Here is a 20,459-nt window from a genome sequence, read left to right on the forward strand (position 1 = left end):
CTGGCCGCATATTCTTTTGTATCTTCATATTTGAGCTGATTTCCAGGACCGTTACCGGATACCGTGCAGAGCGCGAAGCGCATCCTGCCTATCGCTCAGGAAGAATACCTGCTTGCCGTTGTTGCACTCATAAATAAAATCCTTCAGACTTTTGCTGTTGTACGCATCGAAATCGCCAACAATCGCAAGCTTCACGTTGTAGTTCGCATACTTCTGCAGGACATCGCCGGCAAGTCCGGTTCTCAGCTCGAAGAAATTCTTCGTAACATTCGATTCGTTGATGATGATTTTATGGCAATCATGGTTGTACGAAAGGGACGCCATGAAATCCAGCGCATCTTGGGCATCGCGGATAATTAGATCGGCACTTTCGACAATTGCGACCTTGGATTGACCCTGTTGGTCGACCGTAATCTTCATGGGCGTTCCGCCTTTCGGTGATTTTACCGGTCCGAAGCTTAATCAAACTTCACCCGGTCCACGCGGCGCATATGTTCCTTGAGTTCGTTCAGCGGATAGAACGTGCCTCGCCAATACATGCCTTTTCGCTTCTCGGCCAGAAATGCGGAGCGAGCCAGTACCCATAGGCAAAGCAAAACGGCAACCGGAAAGAGCGCGATCTCGACCGGTTTATAGACCGCTTCCTTCGTCAAGGAGTACCCGTACAGAACGAGCATGCATAAGATCGCTAACAGGTGAACGGCCAGAACCCATCCCGATAGGAACCACACCATCACATAAGGAGCAACGCCCAACAGCAGCAGGCCGATGATCGCCGAAGCGACAAAGAAGAGGTTATAGCGAAAGCCGGCGTAAACGTTTTTCTCCAGACCGCGCATGGCCTGGTGAAAGCTCTCGTACCACTCGACTTCGATATGGCCGATTCCCATGCGAAATCTCTGTTTGAGTCCGGCTTTCTTGACCATCGTACCCAGCTGCAGGTCATCGTCGGGGGCCATGGAGATGCTTTGATGCGTGCCGATTTTTCGATACGCGTCGCGCGAAATCAAATTAAAGGCGCCAATCCCGAGGCCCTCTTTGCGCTGGGTATCGAGGTTTGCTTTCCACGCCCGCAGGTAAAGAATGATAAAAAAGATAAAGTAATGGACGAACAGCCGCAGCACCAGCGTTTTTGAGATGAAGCGCGGGGACAGGGTCAAATGATCGATTTTTTCGTGCAGCACGTCAGACATCGCGTCACGCAGTGCATTCGGTTGAAATATCACGTCGGCATCCGTAAACAGCAAATAGTCCCCTTTTGAAGCCAAATAGCCTTGATACAGCGCATGGTTTTTACCCAGCCAGCCTTCAGGCAGTGCCGTAATTTGAACGACGTTCAGCTTCGAATGGCCGGCCTGCACCAGCCGGTCCAGCTCCAGCTGGGTCCCATCCGTCGAACGGTCGTTGACGACGACGATTTCATAGTCGGGGTAATCCAGCTCCATCAAACGAAGCAGCGTTGTTCCGATTTTGGGCGCCTCGTCCTTCACGGCCACGACGATCGAAACCTTCGGATAAAGCTTTAAAGCTTTGCCCGCAGGAAGCCGTTCAACCAGCTTCAAGCCCCGGTAAGAGATCGCCAAATGATAACCCCAGTACGCCAGGGAGACAAGCCCGACAACCGCCGCGATCAGCTCAAAAACCATCGAGTTTGCGCCTCCTCCTCATTCCGGCTGCGTGCCGAACCGCTTGGCCGACCGCAGGCGGGCACGGGCGGCTTCAACCTCCCGGCTGCGCGGCCCGGCATTCGTAACAAGTGACTGCAGCAGCGTGCGGGCGGCCCCGGTCACTTCTTCGACAGCGCGCTGGAACGCCTCCTCGTTCGCCTTCGATGGGGTATTAAAGCCCGAAAGCTTGCGTACGAACTGGAGCGAGGCAGCCCGAATTTCATCGTCGGTCGCCGGGGGATCGAAATTGAACAGCGTTTTAATGTTGCGGCACATGGCGTATTGCTCCTTTCCCTTCCGTTGGTTTATGTTCATTATACTATCCGATTGCGGACTGCCCAACCGTTTTAAGCTTGCGCCTGCCTGCCAAGCGGCAGCCATATCCGGATCGCGGCTCCCTGCGGCTCTCCCTGCCGCGCTTCGATGGTGCCGCCGTGGCCTTCGACAATCGCCCTGGTAATCGCAAGGCCGATGCCCGTGCCGCCCTGCTCGCCCTTATAGAAGCGGTCGAAGACGCGCTTCTCCTCGCCGGGAGCAAAGCCTTTGCCGTCGTCGGTACAGACGATTTCCACGCCGCCCTCCGAACGAACCGCCTGCAGGACAAGCTCCGAGCAGGCGTACCGCAAGCCGTTGCCCGCGATATTAATGAACGCCCGCTTTAGCTTCTCCCGGTCGAATGAGCCTTCGATTCTCCATTCGCCCGTCATGGCGACCGCGATGCCTTTCTGGTCCGCCAGACCGCGCAGGCTGTCGAGCGCTTCCTTGACGACCGGCCCGAGCTCCGTTTGCTCGAAGCGGTAAAGCTCCGTCACCCCGTCATGATCTAGCCGGCTGAGAAAAATGAGCTCGTCCACGGTCGATTTCAGCCGCTGGCACTCGCGGACAATGGTGTCCAGACTTTCCTCGGCCTCCTCTTCCCTTACGATGCCGTCCCGGATCGCCTCGGCGTTGCCTTGAATCGCCATCAGCGGCGTCTTCATCTCATGGGAAACGTTTTGCAAAAAATCGGTCTGCTGCCGGTCGTACGTCCTCAGTTTCTCGGCCATGCTTCTGAACGACTCCGCCAGCTCGCCGACCTCGTCCCGGCTGCGTATGTTCAGCTCCGGCAGCTCCCGCTTCGGCGAGAAGCGGCGCATGCCCGCCGTCAAGCTGCGAATCGGCTTCGCGATATGCCGCCCGAGCAGCGCTCCCATCCCCAGCGCGGCGATGCCGCCGATGACGGCGCTGAACAGCTGCGTTCCTCGCAGCAGACGGGTCAGGGCGCTCACGTCCCGGATTTTTGTCGCCAGCAGAACGCGCCCGATCGTCCGCCCGTCCGCCGCGACAATCGGCCTTCGTTCGATCAGAAAGCCGTCATGGCTGCCCGCGTCCAGCGTTCGGAGCTGCCGGAGCTCGGCGGCGCCGATGTTCGTATAGACGACCCGGCTTGCGTTGTTGAACACGATCAATCTTGCCTGAATGAGCGCGCCTGCCCTGCGCAGCTCGCGCAGGGCCGCGATTTTCTCCGCGACGCTCCGGTCCGACAGGACGCCGGCTCCCTGAAGCGTCTGGGCGATCGCCGCGGCTTCGGCCTTCATCTGCTGCCTGGCTTCCTTGATCAAATACAGCTTCGACAGCAGATGAAACGACAAAGCCGTCACCGTCAGCACCGTTACGATTAAAGCCAGATTGCTCAGCTGCAGCTTCGTGCCGATTTTCCATTTAAGCGTCAAGGCGGTAACCGTACCCCCAAACCGCCGTAATTTGAACGGACGACGCATGCTCGGACAGCTTCCTGCGCAGCCTTTTGACCAAATCGTCGATCAGCCGGTCGTCCCCCGTGGAATCGTAGCCCCATACCTTCTGAATGAGCTGCTCCCTCGTGAACGGCAGCCCCCGGTTGTCCGCCATAAAAACGAACAGCTCGTACTCCTTCGTCGTCAGCCGTATTTCCTGCCCGTCCTTGCGGACGATCCTTCTGTCCTTCAACAGCTCGAGATCCCGCAGCGCGGCCGGAGCGGCTTCCGGAACCGCCTTTTCCAGCCTTCTGAACAAGTTCCGGACCCGTACCGTCAGCTCGCGCGGACTGAACGGCTTCGTAAGGTAATCGTCGGCCCCGAGCTCCAGGCCGAGCACGCGGTCCAGCTCCTCGCCGCGGGCCGATACGAAAATAATCGGGACTTCGCTTCTGCGGCGGATTTGCCGGCAGAGCTCCATGCCGTCCATGCCGGGCATCATAATATCGAGGACGAGCAGGTCCGGTCTAAGCCGCTCCAGCTCGGCCAGCACCGCAAGGCCGTTGTCGAACAGCGTGACCTTGTAGCCGTCGCTTTCGAGATATTTTTTCAAAATGTCCCGAATGCTCTTCTCGTCATCCGCCACGAACAAATGCTTCACGGTCCGTCCTCCCCGTCTTTCTTTGGCTTTATTATAGCAGGACCCGAATCGGCCCGTCATAACGGGACGCTTCTCTTCTCCGGTACCGGCCATTTGTAAAAAAAAGGACAGGCTGCCTTTTCCCAAGGCTCTCCTGTCCCGTATCCTTCCGGTTCCGGATGATCGCCAAACCGGATATCCCTCTAGCGGAGCAGCCGGAATGAATATCGTTCGGGCGGTGTTGTTATTCGGCCGGGGTCAGCGCAGCGATCATTTGATCGTAAAGACCGGATTTCTCCTTCAGTTTATCGTTGATTTGGCCGAAGGTTGCGAGGATATGGTCGAACGCCGATTTCGCGGCTTGTTTGTCCCTCGCCTTGACCGCTTCGCGAAGCTGCTTCCGCTCGTTCTTCATTTGCGACAGCAGCGGCTTGATCGTGCCGTTCAGCGCCGTTATCTGCTTGCGGATGCCGGCGGCCTTTTGCAGCGCGGCCTTGTCGCCGCTTTTTCTTGCGGCAAGCGTCAGGTCGATCAGTTTGTCCCGCTTCTGTACGATTTGCGATTTCAGATCGAGCCGTTCGACGCGCAGCGCATCGATTTTGTGCAGCTCATCCTGAAATTGCTGCAGCAGCGCCCCGCTTCGGATGTGACCCGCCGAAACGGCGGCCGCGATCCTGCTTCCCGCAGCCGGCGTGCCGTTCCCGGCCTCCGCAAAGGCGCTCCCCGCTCCTAACGTCAGCATGCAGGCGATCAACAGCGCGATTCTCTTTTTCATGTTTCGTCTCTCCTTCATTTCGATTTTGTTTGGCGGCAAAATCAGTCTAACCGGAGAGTGCGGCACAAATTGCGGCGAAATGTGGAAAAAGGATGTGAAAAAGTCAATGCGTTCCCCGCCACTCGGGCGGCAACAGTCTGGCGTACTGCGGCTGCGCGTACCGGTCGTCGATCAGCAGCAGCGTCCCTCGGTCGCGCTCCGAGCGGATGAGCCGGCCTCCGGCCTGCAGCACCTTGTTCATGCCGGGGAAGACGTAAGCGTACTCGAAGCCGTTCTTCCCTTGGCGGTCGAAGTAATCCTTTAGAATATTCCTTTCCAGCCCGACCTGCGGCAGCCCCACGCCGACGATGGCGACGCCGGTCAGCCGATCCCCCGCCAGGTCGATGCCCTCCGAGAAAATGCCGCCCATGACGGCAAACCCGACAAGCGTGCTCTCGTTTCCCGCATCGAAGGCGGTCAAAAACGCGTCCCGCTCCTCCTCCGGCATGTTCGATCTTTGGACGATCGTTCGCATGCCGCCGCGCCCGGCTGCAGGCGACTGTTCCTCCTGCTTCAGCCCCAGCTCCATAAACCGGTCGTACACGCCGTTCATGTAAGCGTAGGACGGGAAAAACACGAGCATATTGCCCGGATGCCGGCCGGCCATCCCGCGCAGCAGGAGTGCGACCCGCTCCATCGTGCGCTCGCGGTCCCGATAGCGGGTGGACAGCTGCTCGATCCGGACATCGAGCTGCTCCGGCGAGAAGGGCGACGGAATGGAAACCGCGTAATCCGTTTCCTCATCTCCGCCAAGCATATCCATGAAGTAGGGGAGCGGAGACAGCGTGGCGGAAAACAAGATGTGCGCCCGGCAGCCTTTGCCGTACTGCCGCAGCAGGTGCGACGGGTCAAGGCAAAACAGCTTGATCCGTACATCGCTCCGCTCCGTTTCGGCATAGGTAACGAACCGCTCGTCGTACAGCTTGGCAGTGCGCAGAAAATGCTGGCAGGCAAAATAGACGTCCGCCAGCAGCGGATCGGCGTCGCCCGCCGCCAGCTGCCGCTCCGCTGCGCCGGCCAGCGGCTCCAGCAGACCGATCAGCGGCTCCGGCAGCTCGCGGTTCACGGACGCGCCGGCTGCGCCCGGGCCCCCCGCTTGAAAGGGACCGCCCGCCGTCTCCACGCCGCCTGCGGCGATTTCCTTGCGCAGCCCGATGAAGTAATCGTTCACCGCCTTCGCCGCACGATACACGTCCGGTCTCACGCTTCGGCTCGCGCGCTGCAGCGCCAGAAAATCCGCCTTGCGAAGCTCGGCCGAATACATGTCGCGCGCCCGGTCGACGAGGTTGTGCGCCTCATCCACAAGCAGCGCGGTCTGGCGCTTCTGCTCCTCGAAAAGCCGCTTCAGGCTGACGCGGGGATCGAAAATATAGTTGTAGTCGCAGACAACCGCATCCGCCGCATAAGCCGCATCGAGCGCAAATTCGAACGGGCAAACCCGGTGCTTGCGGGCATAACGTTCGATGACGGCGCGCGTCATACCCGTCTCGCTGCCGAGCATGTCGAGGAGCGCCTCGCCGATGCGATCGTAATACCCCTTCGCATATTCGCAATATTCGCCGGTGCAGCGGACCTCGTCCTTGAAGCATACCTTTTCCTTTGCGGTAATCGTAACGGCATGCAGGTGCAGACCGCCTTCGCGCAGCAGCGCAAGCGCCTCTTCCGCAGCCGCGCGCGTCGTCGTCCGGGCGGTCAAATAAAAGAGCCGCTGCAGCAGCCCCTCCCCGACCGCTTTCACCGCCGGGTACAGCGTCGACATCGTCTTGCCGATGCCTGTCGGCGCCTTCGCAAACAGCTTCCGCCCGTCAGCGATCGTCTGGTATACGGACGCCGCCAGCTTGCGCTGGCCCGCCCGGTACGACGGGAACGGGAAAGCCAGCTCCTTGATGCTGGCATCGCGCCTCGCGGCATGCCGGCTTCGCATGGAGGCGTACGGATAATAGCGGGCCACCGTTTCGCGCACGAACCGCTCAAGCTCCGCGAATGTCATCGTACGCCCGAAACGGCGGCTGTCCCCGAGGTCCTTCTGCACGTACGTCAGCTGAATGCGCATCCCGGGCAGCTCCCGGTCTTTAGCCACCATATACGCATAGCACTGCGCCTGCGCCCAATGAACGGGATACGTCTCCTCCATGCTGACGGGCAGCCGTCCGGAGGTGGATTTGATTTCGTCGACGGTCAGCCCCTCTTCCGTCTGAAGCAGCCCGTCGCAGCGCCCGTCGATGACAAACAACAGATCTTCGCAGGCGATCTCCGCCGATACATAGACCTCTTTCTCATCCTGCTCGCCGTACTGCTTCTGGATCTGCTGATGCGTCCGCGTCCCTTCCGCGAGCGAGGCCGCCGACCTGAAGCCGGCTTCGATATCCCCGCTGCGGTAAACGTTTTCGACCAGCGCGCGAACGGATAATTGCACGGTTTGCGGCATGACTCTCTCCTCGCCCTTTACCCGGGCATGTACTTGTCGTAGTACGACTATACCAAACAAACGTTCGCCGGTAAAGGCTGAACGGCAAACAAGCTCGCGGTTCGAATCACCCTCCGCCAGCCGGATCAACCTCTCCGCTTCCGTCATCCCATAAAAGTTCCCGGCCCCGCGAACGGAAATTTCGTTTATGATAGATATTGATCCTACGAAAAAGGCGGCGATTCCGATCGTCCGGACGATGTTTGAACAGCTTGTCCAGCCCCATCTTCCCGCCCTGCGGGGCTACTGTACCCAATTGGCCCGAAACGCGGCGGACGGCGACGACCTGCTGCAAGCGACGCTGGAAAAAGCCTACCGCGCTTTCAGGGACCTTACAATACCGCTATCGAAAGCGTATTTGTTCCGGATTGCCCAAAATGCGTGGATCGACGGCAGCAGGAAAAGAACGATTCGCGCGCAGCCGCTGGCAGGCGACGATCCACCGGACAGCCGGACAAGCGGCATCGACATTCGGGACGCCTTCGAGGTGCTGGCCGAGCGATTGTCCGTCAGGCAGGCCGTGCTGCTGCTCATGGTCGATATTTTCGGATTTACCGCGGGCGAAGCCGCGCGCCGGACCGGCTCGACGGAAGGCGCCGTGAAAGAAGCGCTGAAGCGTGCCCGCCTGCGGCTCTCTCGCCCCGGTTCGGAAGCGGGGCCCGGTGCCGGCAAGCGCACGGACATCGCTCCCGGAGAGCGGATCACGCAGGAGCTGATGGAAACATTTATCCAGGCTTTCCGCAGCGGCAATATCCAACGAATCTACGAATCGTACCTGCGGCTTCGCCGCGGCGGCCTGGAAGTGGTCAAGGTATGGGAGAAGGAAGAGGCACTTTATTTCGATTTCACCGATCCGAACGGCCATCTGATTCGAATTTCCGCCAAACTTTTTTAGCTGACCGTTTCTTTGCCCTTTCAAAATTCGTTATAAGGACAGGAGAACCAATAAGGGAGGAACTGCAATTATGACGGCAAAATCGCTTCATCTGCAGGTCATCGAGCTGCCGGTTAAAGACGTCGCGGCTTCAGTCAAGTGGTATACGGAGATGTTCGGGCTCGGATTCAGCTTTCCTTATCAGGAAGGCGACGACGAGGCGTGGCTGAATTTGAACGGCATGGGATTCGGTCTGGTCCGGACAAACGACATCCCGAAGCTGGAGTTTGTTTCGGCCCAAGGCGAACGAAAGCCCGTTCTTACGTTCCAAGTGGATAACATCGAGGAGCTCCGCGAGGAAATGATCCGTAAGGGAACCCAGGTTGAGAAGATGGTTTACAAGAAAGGCGGCGGCTACAGCTTCCAATTCGCCGACCCCGAAGGCAACCGCCTCGGCATCTGGGGCGGCTGGCCGAAAGAGGAATGACACGGGTTGCCCATTCAACAAGGCATGCGTTTCCGGGCATTTCAACGTCGTTGAAATGCCTGTTTTTCAACATGCGCTTTTCAGATATAGCAGCGGCAGAAGCGCCTCAACTCGTTTATGGCCCATTTTATAAATGGCAGCTCTAACGCGGATTCCTTTTATCGTCATTTTTGTCCCTCATCTCTTAGAATGGGAACCTCCTTTGTTGCGTGCTCGATTGATGTTGCTGGCGAGCCGACTCCCTTACAGGTTATATTTAGGGATTTGTTCAATTGTTTCGCCATTTATGGAAAGGCCCTTAATGGTGGCATCTACCAGGTCTACACCGTCTGTGATGAGGAACCAAAACCGTTCGCCGTAATCGTACTCCATTATTTTTGCCGAATATTGTTTTCCTTGTTTGGTCGTCACAAGTACGCTTTTTATATCCGCATCCAATATTTTTCCATAGATCATATCCGTGTAGTCGGAAAACTCCCGTTTCAAGTCTTGGAACGACCAGCCCAACTTATAATCGTCTGGCGTTACTGAAGTTGCGCCGCTTCTAAAATGCCAGCCGCCGAAAAGATTTTTCGCCAATACGGCAATCCCAAAATACTCCCCTGATGCCGTACCTTGACCCCACTCGTAAAAAGCGATCACTTTATTACGCTCGAGTACTTCTATATCCGCAAGGTGTGCCATCGGCTGGTTTAGCGTAAGAACAGCCTTTTCGATTTCCCGCTTGTCGTCCTTTACCCCAATGCTCATGATGAAGGCAGCCATGACGATCGCAGCAATGGTTAAGAACAACCCGAATCGGAGTTTATTTATCATGAAACGCATCCCCCATTGAAGCGAATCACTTTCAGATTCCTGATCACCGAGCATGGCGCACCAAAAAATTCATAATCCTCGGGATCTTGAATCCAAAACAGATTCGAGCATCTATCCAGCCCCTTCAAAAAAGGAAAATCCCTCCGACGATCGTTCAGACGCAAGTTCACCGGCAATAGTTGCGGTCTAATTCCCGTACCGCATAAACGACCGGGAGCAGGCCGCTGCCGCGCCTGCTCCACGTTCACGATCCTCTTCGTTTTCGTCAGAAGTCCGCCGAATACCGCTGCCAGCTAAACCTTTGTCAGCGGCTCCGTGACGACCGAATCGATGATTTTCCTGGCAATACTTACGGATGGCGGAAGCTCGGGCAGACTGCCGAATTTGAACCAGGCCGCATCCGAGAGTTCGACACCGTCAACGGCGATTTCGCCGCAGTCATAATCGGCAATGAAGCCGATCATGAGGGAATCGGGGAACGGCCATGGCTGACTGCCGAAGTAGCGAATATTTTTAACCTTAATGCCCACTTCCTCCATAATCTCTCTCTGCACGCATTCCTCCAGGCTTTCGCCGGGTTCGACAAATCCGGCGATCAAGCTGTACATTTTTTCCGGAAAATGAGGAGCGTGCGCAAGAAGGATTTGCCCCGGTTTCAGAATCGCGGTAATGATGGCAGGCGAGAGGCGCGGGAAGCTGGTCAAGCTGCAGTCCAGACATCGCTTTGCCCGTTCGCGTTCCAAGGAAACAGTCGGCTTTCCGCAGCTCCCGCAGTATTGATGGTTCCGGTCCCAGTTTACAATTTGAACGGCGCGGCCGGCCAAATAGAAGAGATCTTCGTCGATCGCTCCGTACAGGGAACGAAGACCTCGAAATTCCATTCCGAAGGGCTCCTGGGTATCCGGGGCCAATTCGGCGGAAAAACAGGGACGGTTTTCCAACGTTCCGAGGTACTGCGTCCGTACGGGATGGATGCCCAGTTCTTCTGCGGTCCGGGATACCGGAAGACTTACCGCTCCGTCATGTTCTTGTACAAGTAATTGGCCGGACTTAAACATAAACCACCAAGCGGGCTCGGCGTATTCAAGCTGTGCGATCACATCGGGCTGATAGCGCCGATAAAGGTTCGTCTGTGACATCGTAGGAACAACCTTTCTTCGTTTACTTGTAGTATGGACTTACGAATCTGTGTCAATGACGCGGCAGGTTTTACACGCGTTCCAGAGATCGAAAAGGTTCCGGCGGCAGGACGACTTGAATAGGGTCGTTAACCCGAACCTCGCCTCCGGACAACACGACGCCCATTATACCGGCCTTTCGAATCAGGTTCCCGTTCTCGTCCTGATCCAGTACCTCTTTCAAGAGCCCTGACTGAAAACGGTCGATTTGCGAACAAGGATTGCGAAGTCCCGTAATCTCAATCACCGCCGATTCACCGATCGTGAGCTTTGCTCCTGTTGGCAGCCCGAGTATGTCGATTCCGCGAGTCGTTATATTTTCACCCATCTGCCCAGGCTCGACATGAAAACCGGCATTCCGCAATTCATCAAACAATTCCGAATGAATCAAATGAACCTGACGATGGTTTGGCTGATTCGGGTTTTGCGCAACTCTTGAACGATGCTTTACCGTCCGCCCCATGTGTGCGTCGCCTTCCACCCCCAAACCGGCAATAAGCCTGATCGCGCCGACAGGCTGCTTACTGAATGAATGCGTTTCGCTCCGACTGACCGACACGACTTTTCCGGCTTGAACCTCAAGGTCATTTGCCACCGGCAGCTCCTCCACTCCAAATAAGCGTTGATAACACCAGTATGAACCATTTCCGCCGAGTTGTTCAATAAAAAACGGGGACTCTTCGCTTAATGGAGGCTCCGCTATCTGGCGTATCGATTCGATCGTTTTCGCTCTCTGCGGGATGCAACGGCTGATCGGAATGCTCAGAAAATCAAGCCGCATGACCGTCTGCGCGACAGCCGCTCTTTACGGCTCAAAAAACTGCGTCAGGACGGCTGCCCCGTTCGTGACTTCGATTTCCGCCGCTGCGCCATTGACGAACGTCATCTGCGGCGGTACGTGACCGCAGTCGATATCATACACGACCGGCAGATGCAGCTCCTCCGCAAGCTCCCGGTACACATCCGCCGCCTCGTAACCGTCAACGGGCTTGTTCGCATCGCTTCGGCCGAACAAAATGCCGCTGCAATGGTCAAACCAGCCGGCCAGCTTCATTTGCACGAGCGAACGCCGCAGGTCGGGTGCGTTCAATTCGCAATTTTCCAAATACCAGAGGATCGGCTCGCCATGAATAAACTGACGCTGGAACGTCCGGACATCGCCATACGGGGTCCCGATTAAATGCCGAATCACATCGATACATCCGCCGAGCAGTCGTCCGCGCATTCGGACATCGCTTTGCGGAACCGTTTGCCATAGGGTTGGCTCCGTCAGATGAAAAACGCAAGGCGAAGGATGGTCATGATCCCAGGCTTTCTGGTACAGCTTCGACGAAAGCTGGCGGACGGATGAGCCCGCGCGTGTCGCCAGAACGGTTTCCCACATCGCAGTCGTCTCGTCCGCATACTCGCCTCGCGCATCAATCAGATTGGCGCTGTGCGCCGTCGCGATTCCGGTAGCGAGCGTAACGGCCAGCAAAAGCACGCTCAGGTCCGAGTACCCCAGAATCCATTTGGGCTGCATCCGTTCGTATTCGATCCGGTCGACGATCTCGATCAGTAACTCTCCGCCCCATGGCGGGAAGATCAGGCCGATTTCATCATTTTGCAGAAAAGCGTTCAGCTCCGCGGCTCTGACGGGAGCGGGCGCCGATTTTGCTTTCTTCTGCGTCCATACGGTCTCGCCGCAAACGACCCGGTAACCTTTCGCTTCCAATCGCAAGGTCGCCTGCCTGACCAGATCGTGCAAAGGCTCCGCTACACCCGATGAAGGCGCCGTTACGCCGATAACCGCCCCTTCCTTCAGAAAAGGATAACGAATCATAGGCCGGTTTCCTCCTCCTTTTGTCCGCCTAATCGCTTTTCCAGACAAACGCTCGATTCCGAATCGACGTACTCCCCGTACTTCTCAATTCCGTAGAACCCGTGCTTCCTATAAAAACGCAGTGCTTCGGGCTGCACCTCTCCGGCCTCCAATCGGATTTGACGAAATTTCAACCGCTTCGCCCTGGCTTCCAGTTCGTTAAGGATGCTGTGAGCGATGCCTTGATTGCGATAAGCTTGATCCACAAAAAAACGATTTTATTCAGCGGTCTCTCGATCAAGCGGTCTTATTCCGCCGCAGCCGACCGCCTGACCCTCCAGATAGGCCAAGATAAACACCATCTCTTTCGTGGACGGATCGTTAAAATCCACGCCGAATACTTCATCTGCCGGGTACCGTTCCAGCAAATAATCGTCCAGCTTCCGGATCAATCGTGCCAAATCTTGATGATCCGGCTTAACTTCTTCCAGTTTGATCATGGGCAACTCCTTAGGATCACTGTCTCTTTATGTATTACGCCCATCGTTTCAATATCCTTCTGCCATCGGACGGAAAAAAGCAAAAATTAAACAAACGCGGCTGAGCTCGTAATCTGCTCCTGCATCGCTTTGTGGAAATCAGTCCGTCGTTCTATCTATAATGGGGGTATTCCTTTTTGATGCTTGGAGGTGTGGCATGTCTTATACCCTTTATATCGTGGAAGATGATGCTGCCATCTGTTCACTGCTGCAGGCTTATTTGGAGAAATACGGGTATACGGCGCGGATTGCCGAAGACTTTGAGCGTATCGCGGAGGAATTCCGCCTCGTTGGTCCGGACCTGGTGCTGCTGGATGTGAACCTGCCCAAATTCGACGGGTTTTATTGGTGCCGCAAAATAAGGGAGCTGTCCAAGGTCCCGATCTTGTTCATTTCCGCGAGGGAAAGCGGAATGGATCAGGTCATGGCCCTGGAAAACGGTGCGGACGACTACATCACGAAGCCGTTTTCCTATGAGGTTGTCCTGGCTAAAGTGAAAAGCCATCTTCGAAGGGCTTACGGCGATTACGCCCGTATCGATCATGACCGCACGGTCCGTTTGGACGGACTCACTCTATACCCGGAACGTATGACGGTGGAATATAAGGGCAAAACCTTAATACTCGCCAACAAGGAAGCTCTGCTCCTCGAGTGTCTGATGGAAGCCTACCCGAGGGCGGTCAGCCGAAATCATTTGCTTGAAAAGCTGTGGGATCCCTCGCATTTCGTCGAAGAAAATACACTTAACGTGAACGTGACCCGGCTCCGAAAAAAACTTCAGGATCTGGATGTCGACACGAGCATCGAGACGATTAGAGGGATGGGATACCGACTACAACAAACCGGGCGGGATGGTGTCCAATGAGGTTATTTTTGAAAGAGCATCGGGGCTACATTCAGCTTTATTATTTGTCCATCCTGCTGACCGCGCTTTACGGGCTGCTTGCCGGAAGCATGCCTTTGTCCGATGCCGGATATATCGCGGTATTCAATTCGTTTCTATTGATCGTCTTCTTGATCTGGAAATATGTGCAGGCCAAACCGGTTTACGCCTTGTTCCGTAACGGTTTTCGCACGATCGATGAAGCCGCTCTCGATCGGGGGAACTCCTTTCTCGGCCGCTGTCTCTCCCAGCTGTTCAAGCAGCTGCACCGATTGTACGAGATGAAGCTGCAGCAGACCGAGCACCATCACCGGGAGCATCTCACCTTCATGAACCGATGGGTGCATCAGATGAAAACGCCGCTTTCGGTCATCCGGCTGCAGCTCGAAGCCCATGCCGGCGAGCTTGATCCCGACAGTATCGGCCAAGAGGTGTACAAATTGGAAAAAGGGCTGAGTATGGCGCTTTCCTACGCGCGGCTGGATGCGTTCGAAAAGGATTTTGTCATCGAAAAATCGCGTTTGCGGCCCATTATGGCCGGCAGTATCAGCCGGGAAAAGAAGCTGTTCATCGCGAGCGGCATTCTGCCCAAGGCCGACGCGGACGAAGATCTTGAGGTGTATACCGACGTCAAATGGCTGGGGTTCGTTTTGGAGCAGCTCATTACGAACGGCATTAAATATTCCAAGGGCAGAGGTAAGTCCTTGACCCTATCCGCCTTCAGGAAAGGGGACGACATTGTGCTCGAGGTGAAGGACGAGGGAATCGGCATTCCTCCCCAGGATATTCGCAGGGTTTTCGATCCTTTTTTCACAGGCAGCAACGGGAGAGGCGCAGGCGAGTCGACGGGAATGGGCTTGTATATTGCCAAAAAGGTTTGCGAAAGCTTACATCATACCTTGATTCTGGAATCGGACGTCAACCGGGGAACGAAGGCGAGCATCGTCTTTCATGACGCCGGCCTTCGTCGCGATGAGGAATAATCGGAAACATGCGTATTCCCGGAGCATGTTTTTTGTCGCTTTCATGAACCTTACACCAGTGTAAGCCATATGAAAGAAAAATAAATCGCTCGCCGGACCCCGGCGGATTATCATAGGAAAGCGAACGGTAATCCAGCTGCAGAAGGGAGATGCCGGCATGGAAATGCTGCGTGTCCATCAATTAATCAAAGCCTATGGGAATCAAGTCGTTTATCACGCTTTAAACCAGGTCAGTTTTTCGATTGAAGCCGGAGAATTCGTCGGCGTAATGGGACCGTCGGGCAGCGGCAAGACGACGCTGCTGAACATGATTTCTACAATCGACCGGCCGACCGCCGGGGAGATCCGGATAAAAGGCCGCGATCCGCTCCTTCTCAAAGGAGAACAATTGGCGCTTTTCCGGCGAAGGGAGCTTGGGTTTGTTTTCCAACATTTTAACTTGCTCGATACACTGACCATCGGCGAAAACATCGTGATGCCGTTAACGCTGGACCGGGTCCCGCTCAAGGAACAGGAGCAGAAGCTGCTGCGGGTTTCCCGGCTGCTCGGCATCGAGCACTTGCTGGGCAAACGAACGTACGAAGTATCCGGTGGCGAAGCCCAGCGAACCGCCGTGGCCCGGGCGCTGATTCACGAGCCCGCGCTCCTGCTTGCGGACGAGCCCACCGGAAACCTGGACTCCAAGGCTTCGCGAGACGTCATGGAGCTGTTTCAGAAAGTGAACAAAGACCGAAAGGTCACGACCATGATGGTGACCCACGATCCGCTTGCCGCGAGCTACTGCAGCCGGATTCTGTTCATTAAGGACGGCGCCATCTTCAGCGAAATTTACAAGGGGGGCGGCCGGCAGCCGTTTTACCAACAAATCATCGACGTGCTTGCGCTCCTGGGGGGTGTCGTCCATGAATTTTAGGACGTTTGCCGCCCGCAATGTGCTGCGAAACGGGAGGGCCTATCTCGCCTATTTCCTGAGCACGGCCGTCTCCGCCGCCTTATTTTTCTCGCTGAGCCTGTTCATTTTCCATCCGGACAAAGGAAAGTTCAAATCGTATATCGAAACGTCGCTGCTCGGCGCGGAAACCGTCACGTATTTCTTTTTGTTTTTTTTCGTCTTCTATTCGATCAGCGTATTTTTGAAAAGCCGGTACAAGGAATTCGGCATTTTATATTTGCTCGGCACGTCGAAGGCTCAAATGATGCGGATGATTTTTCTGGAAAATATGATCATCAGCGCCGCGGCGGCCGGCAGCGGCATTGTGACGGGGCTTGTTTTCTCGAAGCTGTTTTTGCTCGTGGTGGAGAAGCTGCTGCGAATTTCTTCTCTGCCGTTTTATTTTCCGGGCAAAGCGATCGGGATCACCTTGGCCTCTTTTATGCTGCTGGGCGCGTGCATTTCCGTATTCGCCTCGTCCATTATCCGGGAAAAGAACGTCCTGAAGCTGATAAAAGGCACCGTGACCCCAAGGCGTGCGCCCGCCGCTTCCAAAATCGGAGCGGTGCTCGGAGCAGCGCTGCTGGCGGGCGGTTACGGCTTATCCTTTGCAGCAGATAAATCAAGCCTGGATAAAATGATTCTTCCGATCATAGGAATGGTCATCCTCGCCACATACTTGTTGTTTGCGCAATTCAGCGTATTCTTCGTCGCCGCCTTAAAAAAGAACCGGCCCTTTTACCGGCGCGGCGTGAACCTCATCTGGGTATCCAATCTGCTCTACCGGATCAAAGACAATACCCGGATGTTTTTTATTATCGCCATCACGTCCGCGGCCGCATTTATTGCGATCGGAACCTGTTACGCGTTCTGGTCCAACACCGCTTCGGACATCGAGCGCAAATATCCGTACGCCTTTACGTACCGGAATTTCGGAGACGCCTCGTCCGCCGCCGGCGAGATCCGCTTTATCGAAGACCGGCTCAAGGCGCGCCGGTTAGCCTACGAGAAAATCGCCGTGCAGACGAAAAACGCGGGCAGCGCGGACGGCGCTTCGTACACGCTGATGAAAGCAAGCGTCTACAGCCGGCTGGCGGTTTATTTGAGGCTGAAACCCGCATCGATTGAAGGGAACCAAGCGTGGCGAGTCACCGTTTCCGGCGACGGAGGGGCGAGCCGCATCCCGGTCGGCGGAGCGAATCTCGCGGTAACGAATGAAATTCGGGGGACGCTGCTGCCGGATCAATACGCCGCCATCTATGTCGTCGCCGATTCGCTATTTGACCGCGTGAACGACAGCGAACCCGCAAATCCCCTGTATATTTTCGCCGCTAAGGACTGGCAAAACACCTTTTCCGTTTATGACGATTACTCGGCCCGGTACGGCGGTGACTCAAGCAGTCTGTTCCTGTCGAAATCCCATGTGTACGAGACGGAAAAACGGGCCTATGGAACGATCATGTTCTTGTCCATTTTCATCGGCGTCCTTTTCTTTGTGACCTCGGGAAGCTTCATGTACAACAAATTTTTTGCGGATGCGGAAACGGACAAGCGAAAATACCGGCAGCTGCATAAAATCGGCGTCACCTACGGCGAAATCCGGAAGGCCGTCACAAGGGAAACGGGCATTTTGTTCCTGCTTCCGTTTCTTGTCGCCGCCGTTCACGCGGCTGTGGCTTTATATGCGCTGCAGTCGATCTTTCGCATTCAGGTCGGTGCCGCCGCGTGCCTCGTTACGGGAAGCTTTCTGATCCTTCAAGTCCTGTATTACGCGTTTATCAGGCGAAATTACTTGGAGGAAATCCGAAAACAGCTTGCCGCCGACTAAAGCCGGGAGCTGGTCACTTATTGAAAGGCCTGCCGGCCTGCTTGATGGTCCGGCATGTTAATCGAACCGGCCGATCCCCGGAAGACGAGCCTTTTGCAAAGCCCTTGTGAAATCATCTTTGAAGCAGCTAGGCTCAAGCGCCAACTGCCTGCGGACAGCAAAAAGAGAACGGCTGCACCTCATGCAGCCGTCCTTTTCCAAGTCTTGTCTTTCGCTAAGCATTCGCCAGCGGCGCTAACCCATTTACGTCCTCCGCATACGCAGAGCCGCCTTCAAAATTAGCAAGGCGCTTACGCTTCGTACTTGCGCATCGCGATGACGGCGTTGTGGCCGCCGAAGCCGAACGAATTGGTCAGGCCGACCTTGGCGTCGGCGCGGCGCCCAGCGTTCGCCACGATGTCCAGCCCGCCGCATTCCGGATCCGGCTGCTCCAAATTGATCGTCGGCGTAAGAACGCCCTCCTGCAGGCTTTTCGCCAGCGCCGCCGCCTGAGCGCCGCCCGAGGCGCCGAGCATATGGCCGAGCATCGACTTCGTCGCCGTCACCGCAGGCGTCCGGCCTCCCTCGCCGAACAGCCGCTTGATGGCGGCCGCTTCCGAACGGTCGCCCACCTCGGTGCTTGTCGCATGGGCGCTGATGACGTCCACCTCGCCCGGCTCCAGCCCGGCTTCCTGCAGCGCCAGCTTCATCGCCCGGAACGCGCCGTTCCCGTCCGGAGGCGTCGCGACGATATGATAGGCGTCCGAGGTCGCCCCGTAGCCGATTACTTCCGCGTAAATACGCGCATCTCTGCGCAGTGCGTGCTCCAGCGACTCCAGCACGAGAATCCCTGCGCCTTCGGCCATGATGAAGCCGTCGCGGCCGGCGTCGAACGGGCGGCTCGCCCGCTCGGGCTCGTCGTTCCGGCGCGAGAGCGCGGTCGCCGCGCTGAAGCTGGCGAGCGAAATATCCGTCACGACGGCCTCCGCCCCTCCGGCGAAGACGACGTCCGCCACGCCGGCCCGAATGAGCCGGAACGCCTCGCCGATCGCCGTATTTCCGATGGAGCAGGCCGTGACCGGCGCGAGCGTCGGCCCGAGCGAGCCGAGCCGGATGCTGATTTGCGCCGCCGCCATATTGGGAATCATCATGGGCACGAGCAGCGGGCTGACTCTGCCCGGGCCGCGCTTGCGCAGCTGCGCTTCGTTCTCCTGCAGCGTCTGCAGCCCGCCGATGCCGGACCCGACGTAGACCGCCAGCCGTTCGCGGTCGATTCGCTCGAGCTGCAGCCCGGCATCCTCCAGCGCCTGCTCCGCCGCTGCGAGTCCGAACTGCGTGAAGCGGTCCATTTTTCGCGCTTCTTTGCGCCCGAACAGCGCCTCAGGGTCGAAGTCCCGCACCAGACCGGCGATTTTCGTTTTCTGCTCCGATACGTCGAACGTATCGATCCGCGAGATGCCGGACCGGCCTTCCTTCAATTCATTCCAAAATGTATCGATTCCGGTGCCTAGCGGAGAAACGACGCCCAGCCCGGTCACCACGATTCTTGTTGTCATGTCCATTCCCTCGCTTTTCTTATGCTGCTCCCATTGTTCCATAGCTTGTATCCTATTACAAGTTGCCGCTTATTCTAGTATTGAGTATACTACAATAACAAAATAACAAAATCATTTAACAAAGGAGAGAAGTCTGCAATGCCCGATACCCATCGGCTGGAAGCGTTGGGAGCGTTTCTGAGGTCCAAACGGGCTTCGATCAAGCCTCAATCGGTCGGTCTGCCCGCAGGCGCCCGGCGCCGGACGCCGGGGCTGCGCCGCGAAGAGATCGCCCAGCTGGCGGGCGTCAGCGCCACATGGTATACCTGGCTCGAGCAGGGGCGGGACATCAACGTGTCCGCGCAGGTGCTCGACGCCATCGCCGGCGCGCTGCGGCTGACGAAGGACGAGCGCGATTATATGGCCGCGCTCGCGCTCGGAAACGGACAAGGCATCGGCGCGGATCCGGCCGCCGCGGAGGACGGGCCGGAGATCGCTCCGTCGCTGCGCCGCGTGCTGCGCGAGCTGCGCAGCTGTCCGACGATCCTATCGGACCGCAGATGCCATATCGTCGGCTGGAACCGGGCGGCGGCCCACGTCTTCGTCGATTTCGACCGGATTCCGTTCGCGGAGCGGAATCTGATCCGCCTTTTGTTCACCCGCAAGGAGCTGCGCAGCCTGGCCGTGAACTGGGAGCATTTTGTCGAGGGATTCCTTGCGATCTTCCGCACTTATTACGGCCAATACGTCGGTGATGAGTGGTACGACCGGTTCATACGGGAGATGTCCGGACTGCACCCCGAGTTCCAAACGCTGTGGCAGCGCAGCCGGGTGAGCCGCGCCCCGGAGGTAACGGTTGAGTTCCGTCACTCGCGCGCGGGTAAAATGCTGTTCGAGCTCACCTCGTTCCAGGTGCACGGCAGCACCGACCTGCGGTGCAGCGTCTATTCGCCGGTGGAAGGCTCGGGAACGGAGAGCAAGCTAATCCGGCTAATGGAACCGGACGGCGACTCGGAGAAAATGCAGCCTGCGAGGGAAAGCGAAATGAATTTCACCCCCGGACATTAAATAGCGCGGAATTAAAATCGCGGGCAATGTCGGCATTTACAGCCGAATTAAGGAAAGCCGTTCTTCGCAATACTCGTTCGATCCTTAAGAAAAATCCCTTCCTTCGCGAAGGGATTTTTTTATGCTGGCTACTGCACAAAAGATCGCCATTAGGTACGGCGTTTCGAGCTCACCTTCTCCAATTCCATCAACAGAGTGCCGCGCGGCTGAGCAGCTTACTTTATAGGCCGAGTAATATAATTAAAATATTACCT

21 protein-coding genes are annotated in these 20,459 nt (G+C 56.7%); 7 read left to right on the plus strand and 14 right to left on the minus strand.

Going from position 1 to position 20,459, the window contains the following annotated elements:
- Window positions 1-51: 51 nt before the first annotated feature.
- The 7 genes from PD282_RS26410 to PD282_RS26440 form a co-directional block, all read right to left on the minus strand.
- Entirely contained in the window at window positions 52-420 is a 369-nt protein-coding gene (locus tag PD282_RS26410) for a DUF4180 domain-containing protein (RefSeq protein WP_274654712.1), read from the minus strand.
- A gap of 38 nt (window positions 421-458) precedes the next feature.
- Entirely contained in the window at window positions 459-1,646 is a 1,188-nt protein-coding gene (locus PD282_RS26415) for a glycosyltransferase family 2 protein (RefSeq protein WP_274654713.1), read from the minus strand.
- Window positions 1,647-1,664: 18 nt separating this feature from the next.
- Window positions 1,665-1,943 carry a DUF2277 domain-containing protein gene (locus PD282_RS26420; protein WP_274654714.1) on the minus strand — a complete coding sequence of 93 codons (279 nt, stop codon included), beginning with the start codon at window positions 1,941-1,943 and terminating at the stop codon, window positions 1,665-1,667.
- A 71-nt stretch (window positions 1,944-2,014) separates the two neighbouring features.
- On the minus strand, window positions 2,015-3,379 hold the full coding sequence (locus tag PD282_RS26425) for a sensor histidine kinase (RefSeq protein ID WP_274654715.1): 1,365 nt from the start codon (window positions 3,377-3,379) through the stop codon (window positions 2,015-2,017).
- Window positions 3,369-4,043: a response regulator transcription factor gene (locus tag PD282_RS26430; RefSeq protein WP_274654716.1), complete on the minus strand. Its 675-nt coding sequence runs from the start codon at window positions 4,041-4,043 to the stop codon at window positions 3,369-3,371. The genes PD282_RS26425 and PD282_RS26430 overlap by 11 nt, the downstream gene beginning before the upstream one ends.
- 223 nt (window positions 4,044-4,266) lie before the next feature.
- Window positions 4,267-4,797 (minus strand): hypothetical protein, encoded by a 531-nt coding sequence (locus tag PD282_RS26435; RefSeq protein ID WP_274654717.1) that lies wholly within the window; start codon window positions 4,795-4,797, stop codon window positions 4,267-4,269.
- Between the two features lie 103 nt (window positions 4,798-4,900).
- Entirely contained in the window at window positions 4,901-7,264 is a 2,364-nt protein-coding gene (locus PD282_RS26440; protein WP_274654718.1) for an ATP-dependent DNA helicase, read from the minus strand.
- Window positions 7,265-7,451: 187 nt separating this feature from the next.
- Here PD282_RS26440 and PD282_RS26445 point away from each other — a divergent pair, with 187 nt between their 5' ends.
- On the plus strand, window positions 7,452-8,198 hold the full coding sequence (locus PD282_RS26445) for an RNA polymerase sigma factor (protein WP_274654719.1): 747 nt from the start codon (window positions 7,452-7,454) through the stop codon (window positions 8,196-8,198).
- A gap of 70 nt (window positions 8,199-8,268) precedes the next feature.
- Window positions 8,269-8,664, plus strand: coding sequence for a VOC family protein (locus PD282_RS26450; protein WP_274654720.1), 396 nt, complete (start codon window positions 8,269-8,271; stop codon window positions 8,662-8,664).
- Window positions 8,665-8,907: 243 nt separating this feature from the next.
- Here PD282_RS26450 and PD282_RS26455 read toward each other — a convergent pair whose 3' ends face one another.
- The 6 genes from PD282_RS26455 to PD282_RS26480 form a co-directional block, all read right to left on the minus strand.
- Entirely contained in the window at window positions 8,908-9,480 is a 573-nt protein-coding gene (locus tag PD282_RS26455; RefSeq protein ID WP_274654721.1) for a hypothetical protein, read from the minus strand.
- A 293-nt stretch (window positions 9,481-9,773) separates the two neighbouring features.
- On the minus strand, window positions 9,774-10,619 hold the full coding sequence (gene nudC / locus PD282_RS26460) for an NAD(+) diphosphatase (RefSeq protein WP_274654722.1): 846 nt from the start codon (window positions 10,617-10,619) through the stop codon (window positions 9,774-9,776).
- 70 nt (window positions 10,620-10,689) lie between these two features.
- Window positions 10,690-11,439, minus strand: coding sequence for an MOSC domain-containing protein (locus PD282_RS26465; protein ID WP_274654723.1), 750 nt, complete (start codon window positions 11,437-11,439; stop codon window positions 10,690-10,692).
- A gap of 24 nt (window positions 11,440-11,463) precedes the next feature.
- Window positions 11,464-12,480, minus strand: a complete 1,017-nt coding sequence (locus PD282_RS26470) for a S66 family peptidase (RefSeq protein ID WP_274654724.1) — start codon at window positions 12,478-12,480, stop codon at window positions 11,464-11,466.
- A complete protein-coding gene (locus tag PD282_RS26475) occupies window positions 12,477-12,725 on the minus strand; it encodes a GNAT family N-acetyltransferase (RefSeq protein WP_274654725.1) in 249 nt (82 codons plus the stop codon). The genes PD282_RS26470 and PD282_RS26475 overlap by 4 nt, the downstream gene beginning before the upstream one ends.
- 12 nt (window positions 12,726-12,737) lie before the next feature.
- Window positions 12,738-12,959 carry a hypothetical protein gene (locus PD282_RS26480; RefSeq protein WP_274654726.1) on the minus strand — a complete coding sequence of 74 codons (222 nt, stop codon included), beginning with the start codon at window positions 12,957-12,959 and terminating at the stop codon, window positions 12,738-12,740.
- A gap of 196 nt (window positions 12,960-13,155) precedes the next feature.
- On the opposite strand from PD282_RS26480, the gene PD282_RS26485 reads away from it, so the two are divergent.
- From PD282_RS26485 to PD282_RS26500, 4 genes are all read left to right on the plus strand, one after another.
- A complete protein-coding gene (locus tag PD282_RS26485; RefSeq protein WP_274654727.1) occupies window positions 13,156-13,863 on the plus strand; it encodes a response regulator transcription factor in 708 nt (235 codons plus the stop codon).
- Window positions 13,860-14,864 (plus strand): sensor histidine kinase, encoded by a 1,005-nt coding sequence (locus PD282_RS26490; RefSeq protein ID WP_274654728.1) that lies wholly within the window; start codon window positions 13,860-13,862, stop codon window positions 14,862-14,864. The genes PD282_RS26485 and PD282_RS26490 overlap by 4 nt, the downstream gene beginning before the upstream one ends.
- Before the next feature lie 157 nt (window positions 14,865-15,021).
- On the plus strand, window positions 15,022-15,777 hold the full coding sequence (locus tag PD282_RS26495; RefSeq protein WP_274654729.1) for an ABC transporter ATP-binding protein: 756 nt from the start codon (window positions 15,022-15,024) through the stop codon (window positions 15,775-15,777).
- Entirely contained in the window at window positions 15,767-17,623 is a 1,857-nt protein-coding gene (locus tag PD282_RS26500) for an FtsX-like permease family protein (protein WP_274654730.1), read from the plus strand. The genes PD282_RS26495 and PD282_RS26500 overlap by 11 nt, the downstream gene beginning before the upstream one ends.
- A gap of 290 nt (window positions 17,624-17,913) precedes the next feature.
- On the opposite strand, the gene fabF is transcribed toward PD282_RS26500, so the two are convergent.
- The gene (gene fabF / locus PD282_RS26505) at window positions 17,914-19,158 is read right to left on the minus strand and encodes a beta-ketoacyl-ACP synthase II (RefSeq protein WP_274654731.1); all 1,245 of its coding nucleotides are present in this window, start codon (window positions 19,156-19,158) and stop codon (window positions 17,914-17,916) included.
- Window positions 19,159-19,296: 138 nt separating this feature from the next.
- Between fabF and PD282_RS26510 the strand changes: the two genes are divergently transcribed.
- Window positions 19,297-20,205 (plus strand): helix-turn-helix transcriptional regulator, encoded by a 909-nt coding sequence (locus PD282_RS26510; protein WP_274654732.1) that lies wholly within the window; start codon window positions 19,297-19,299, stop codon window positions 20,203-20,205.
- Window positions 20,206-20,459: the final 254 nt, after the last annotated feature.

It is taken from the genome of Paenibacillus humicola (assembly GCF_028826105.1).
In the GTDB taxonomy this organism is placed as follows: Bacteria; Bacillota; Bacilli; order Paenibacillales; family Paenibacillaceae; genus Paenibacillus_Z; species Paenibacillus_Z humicola.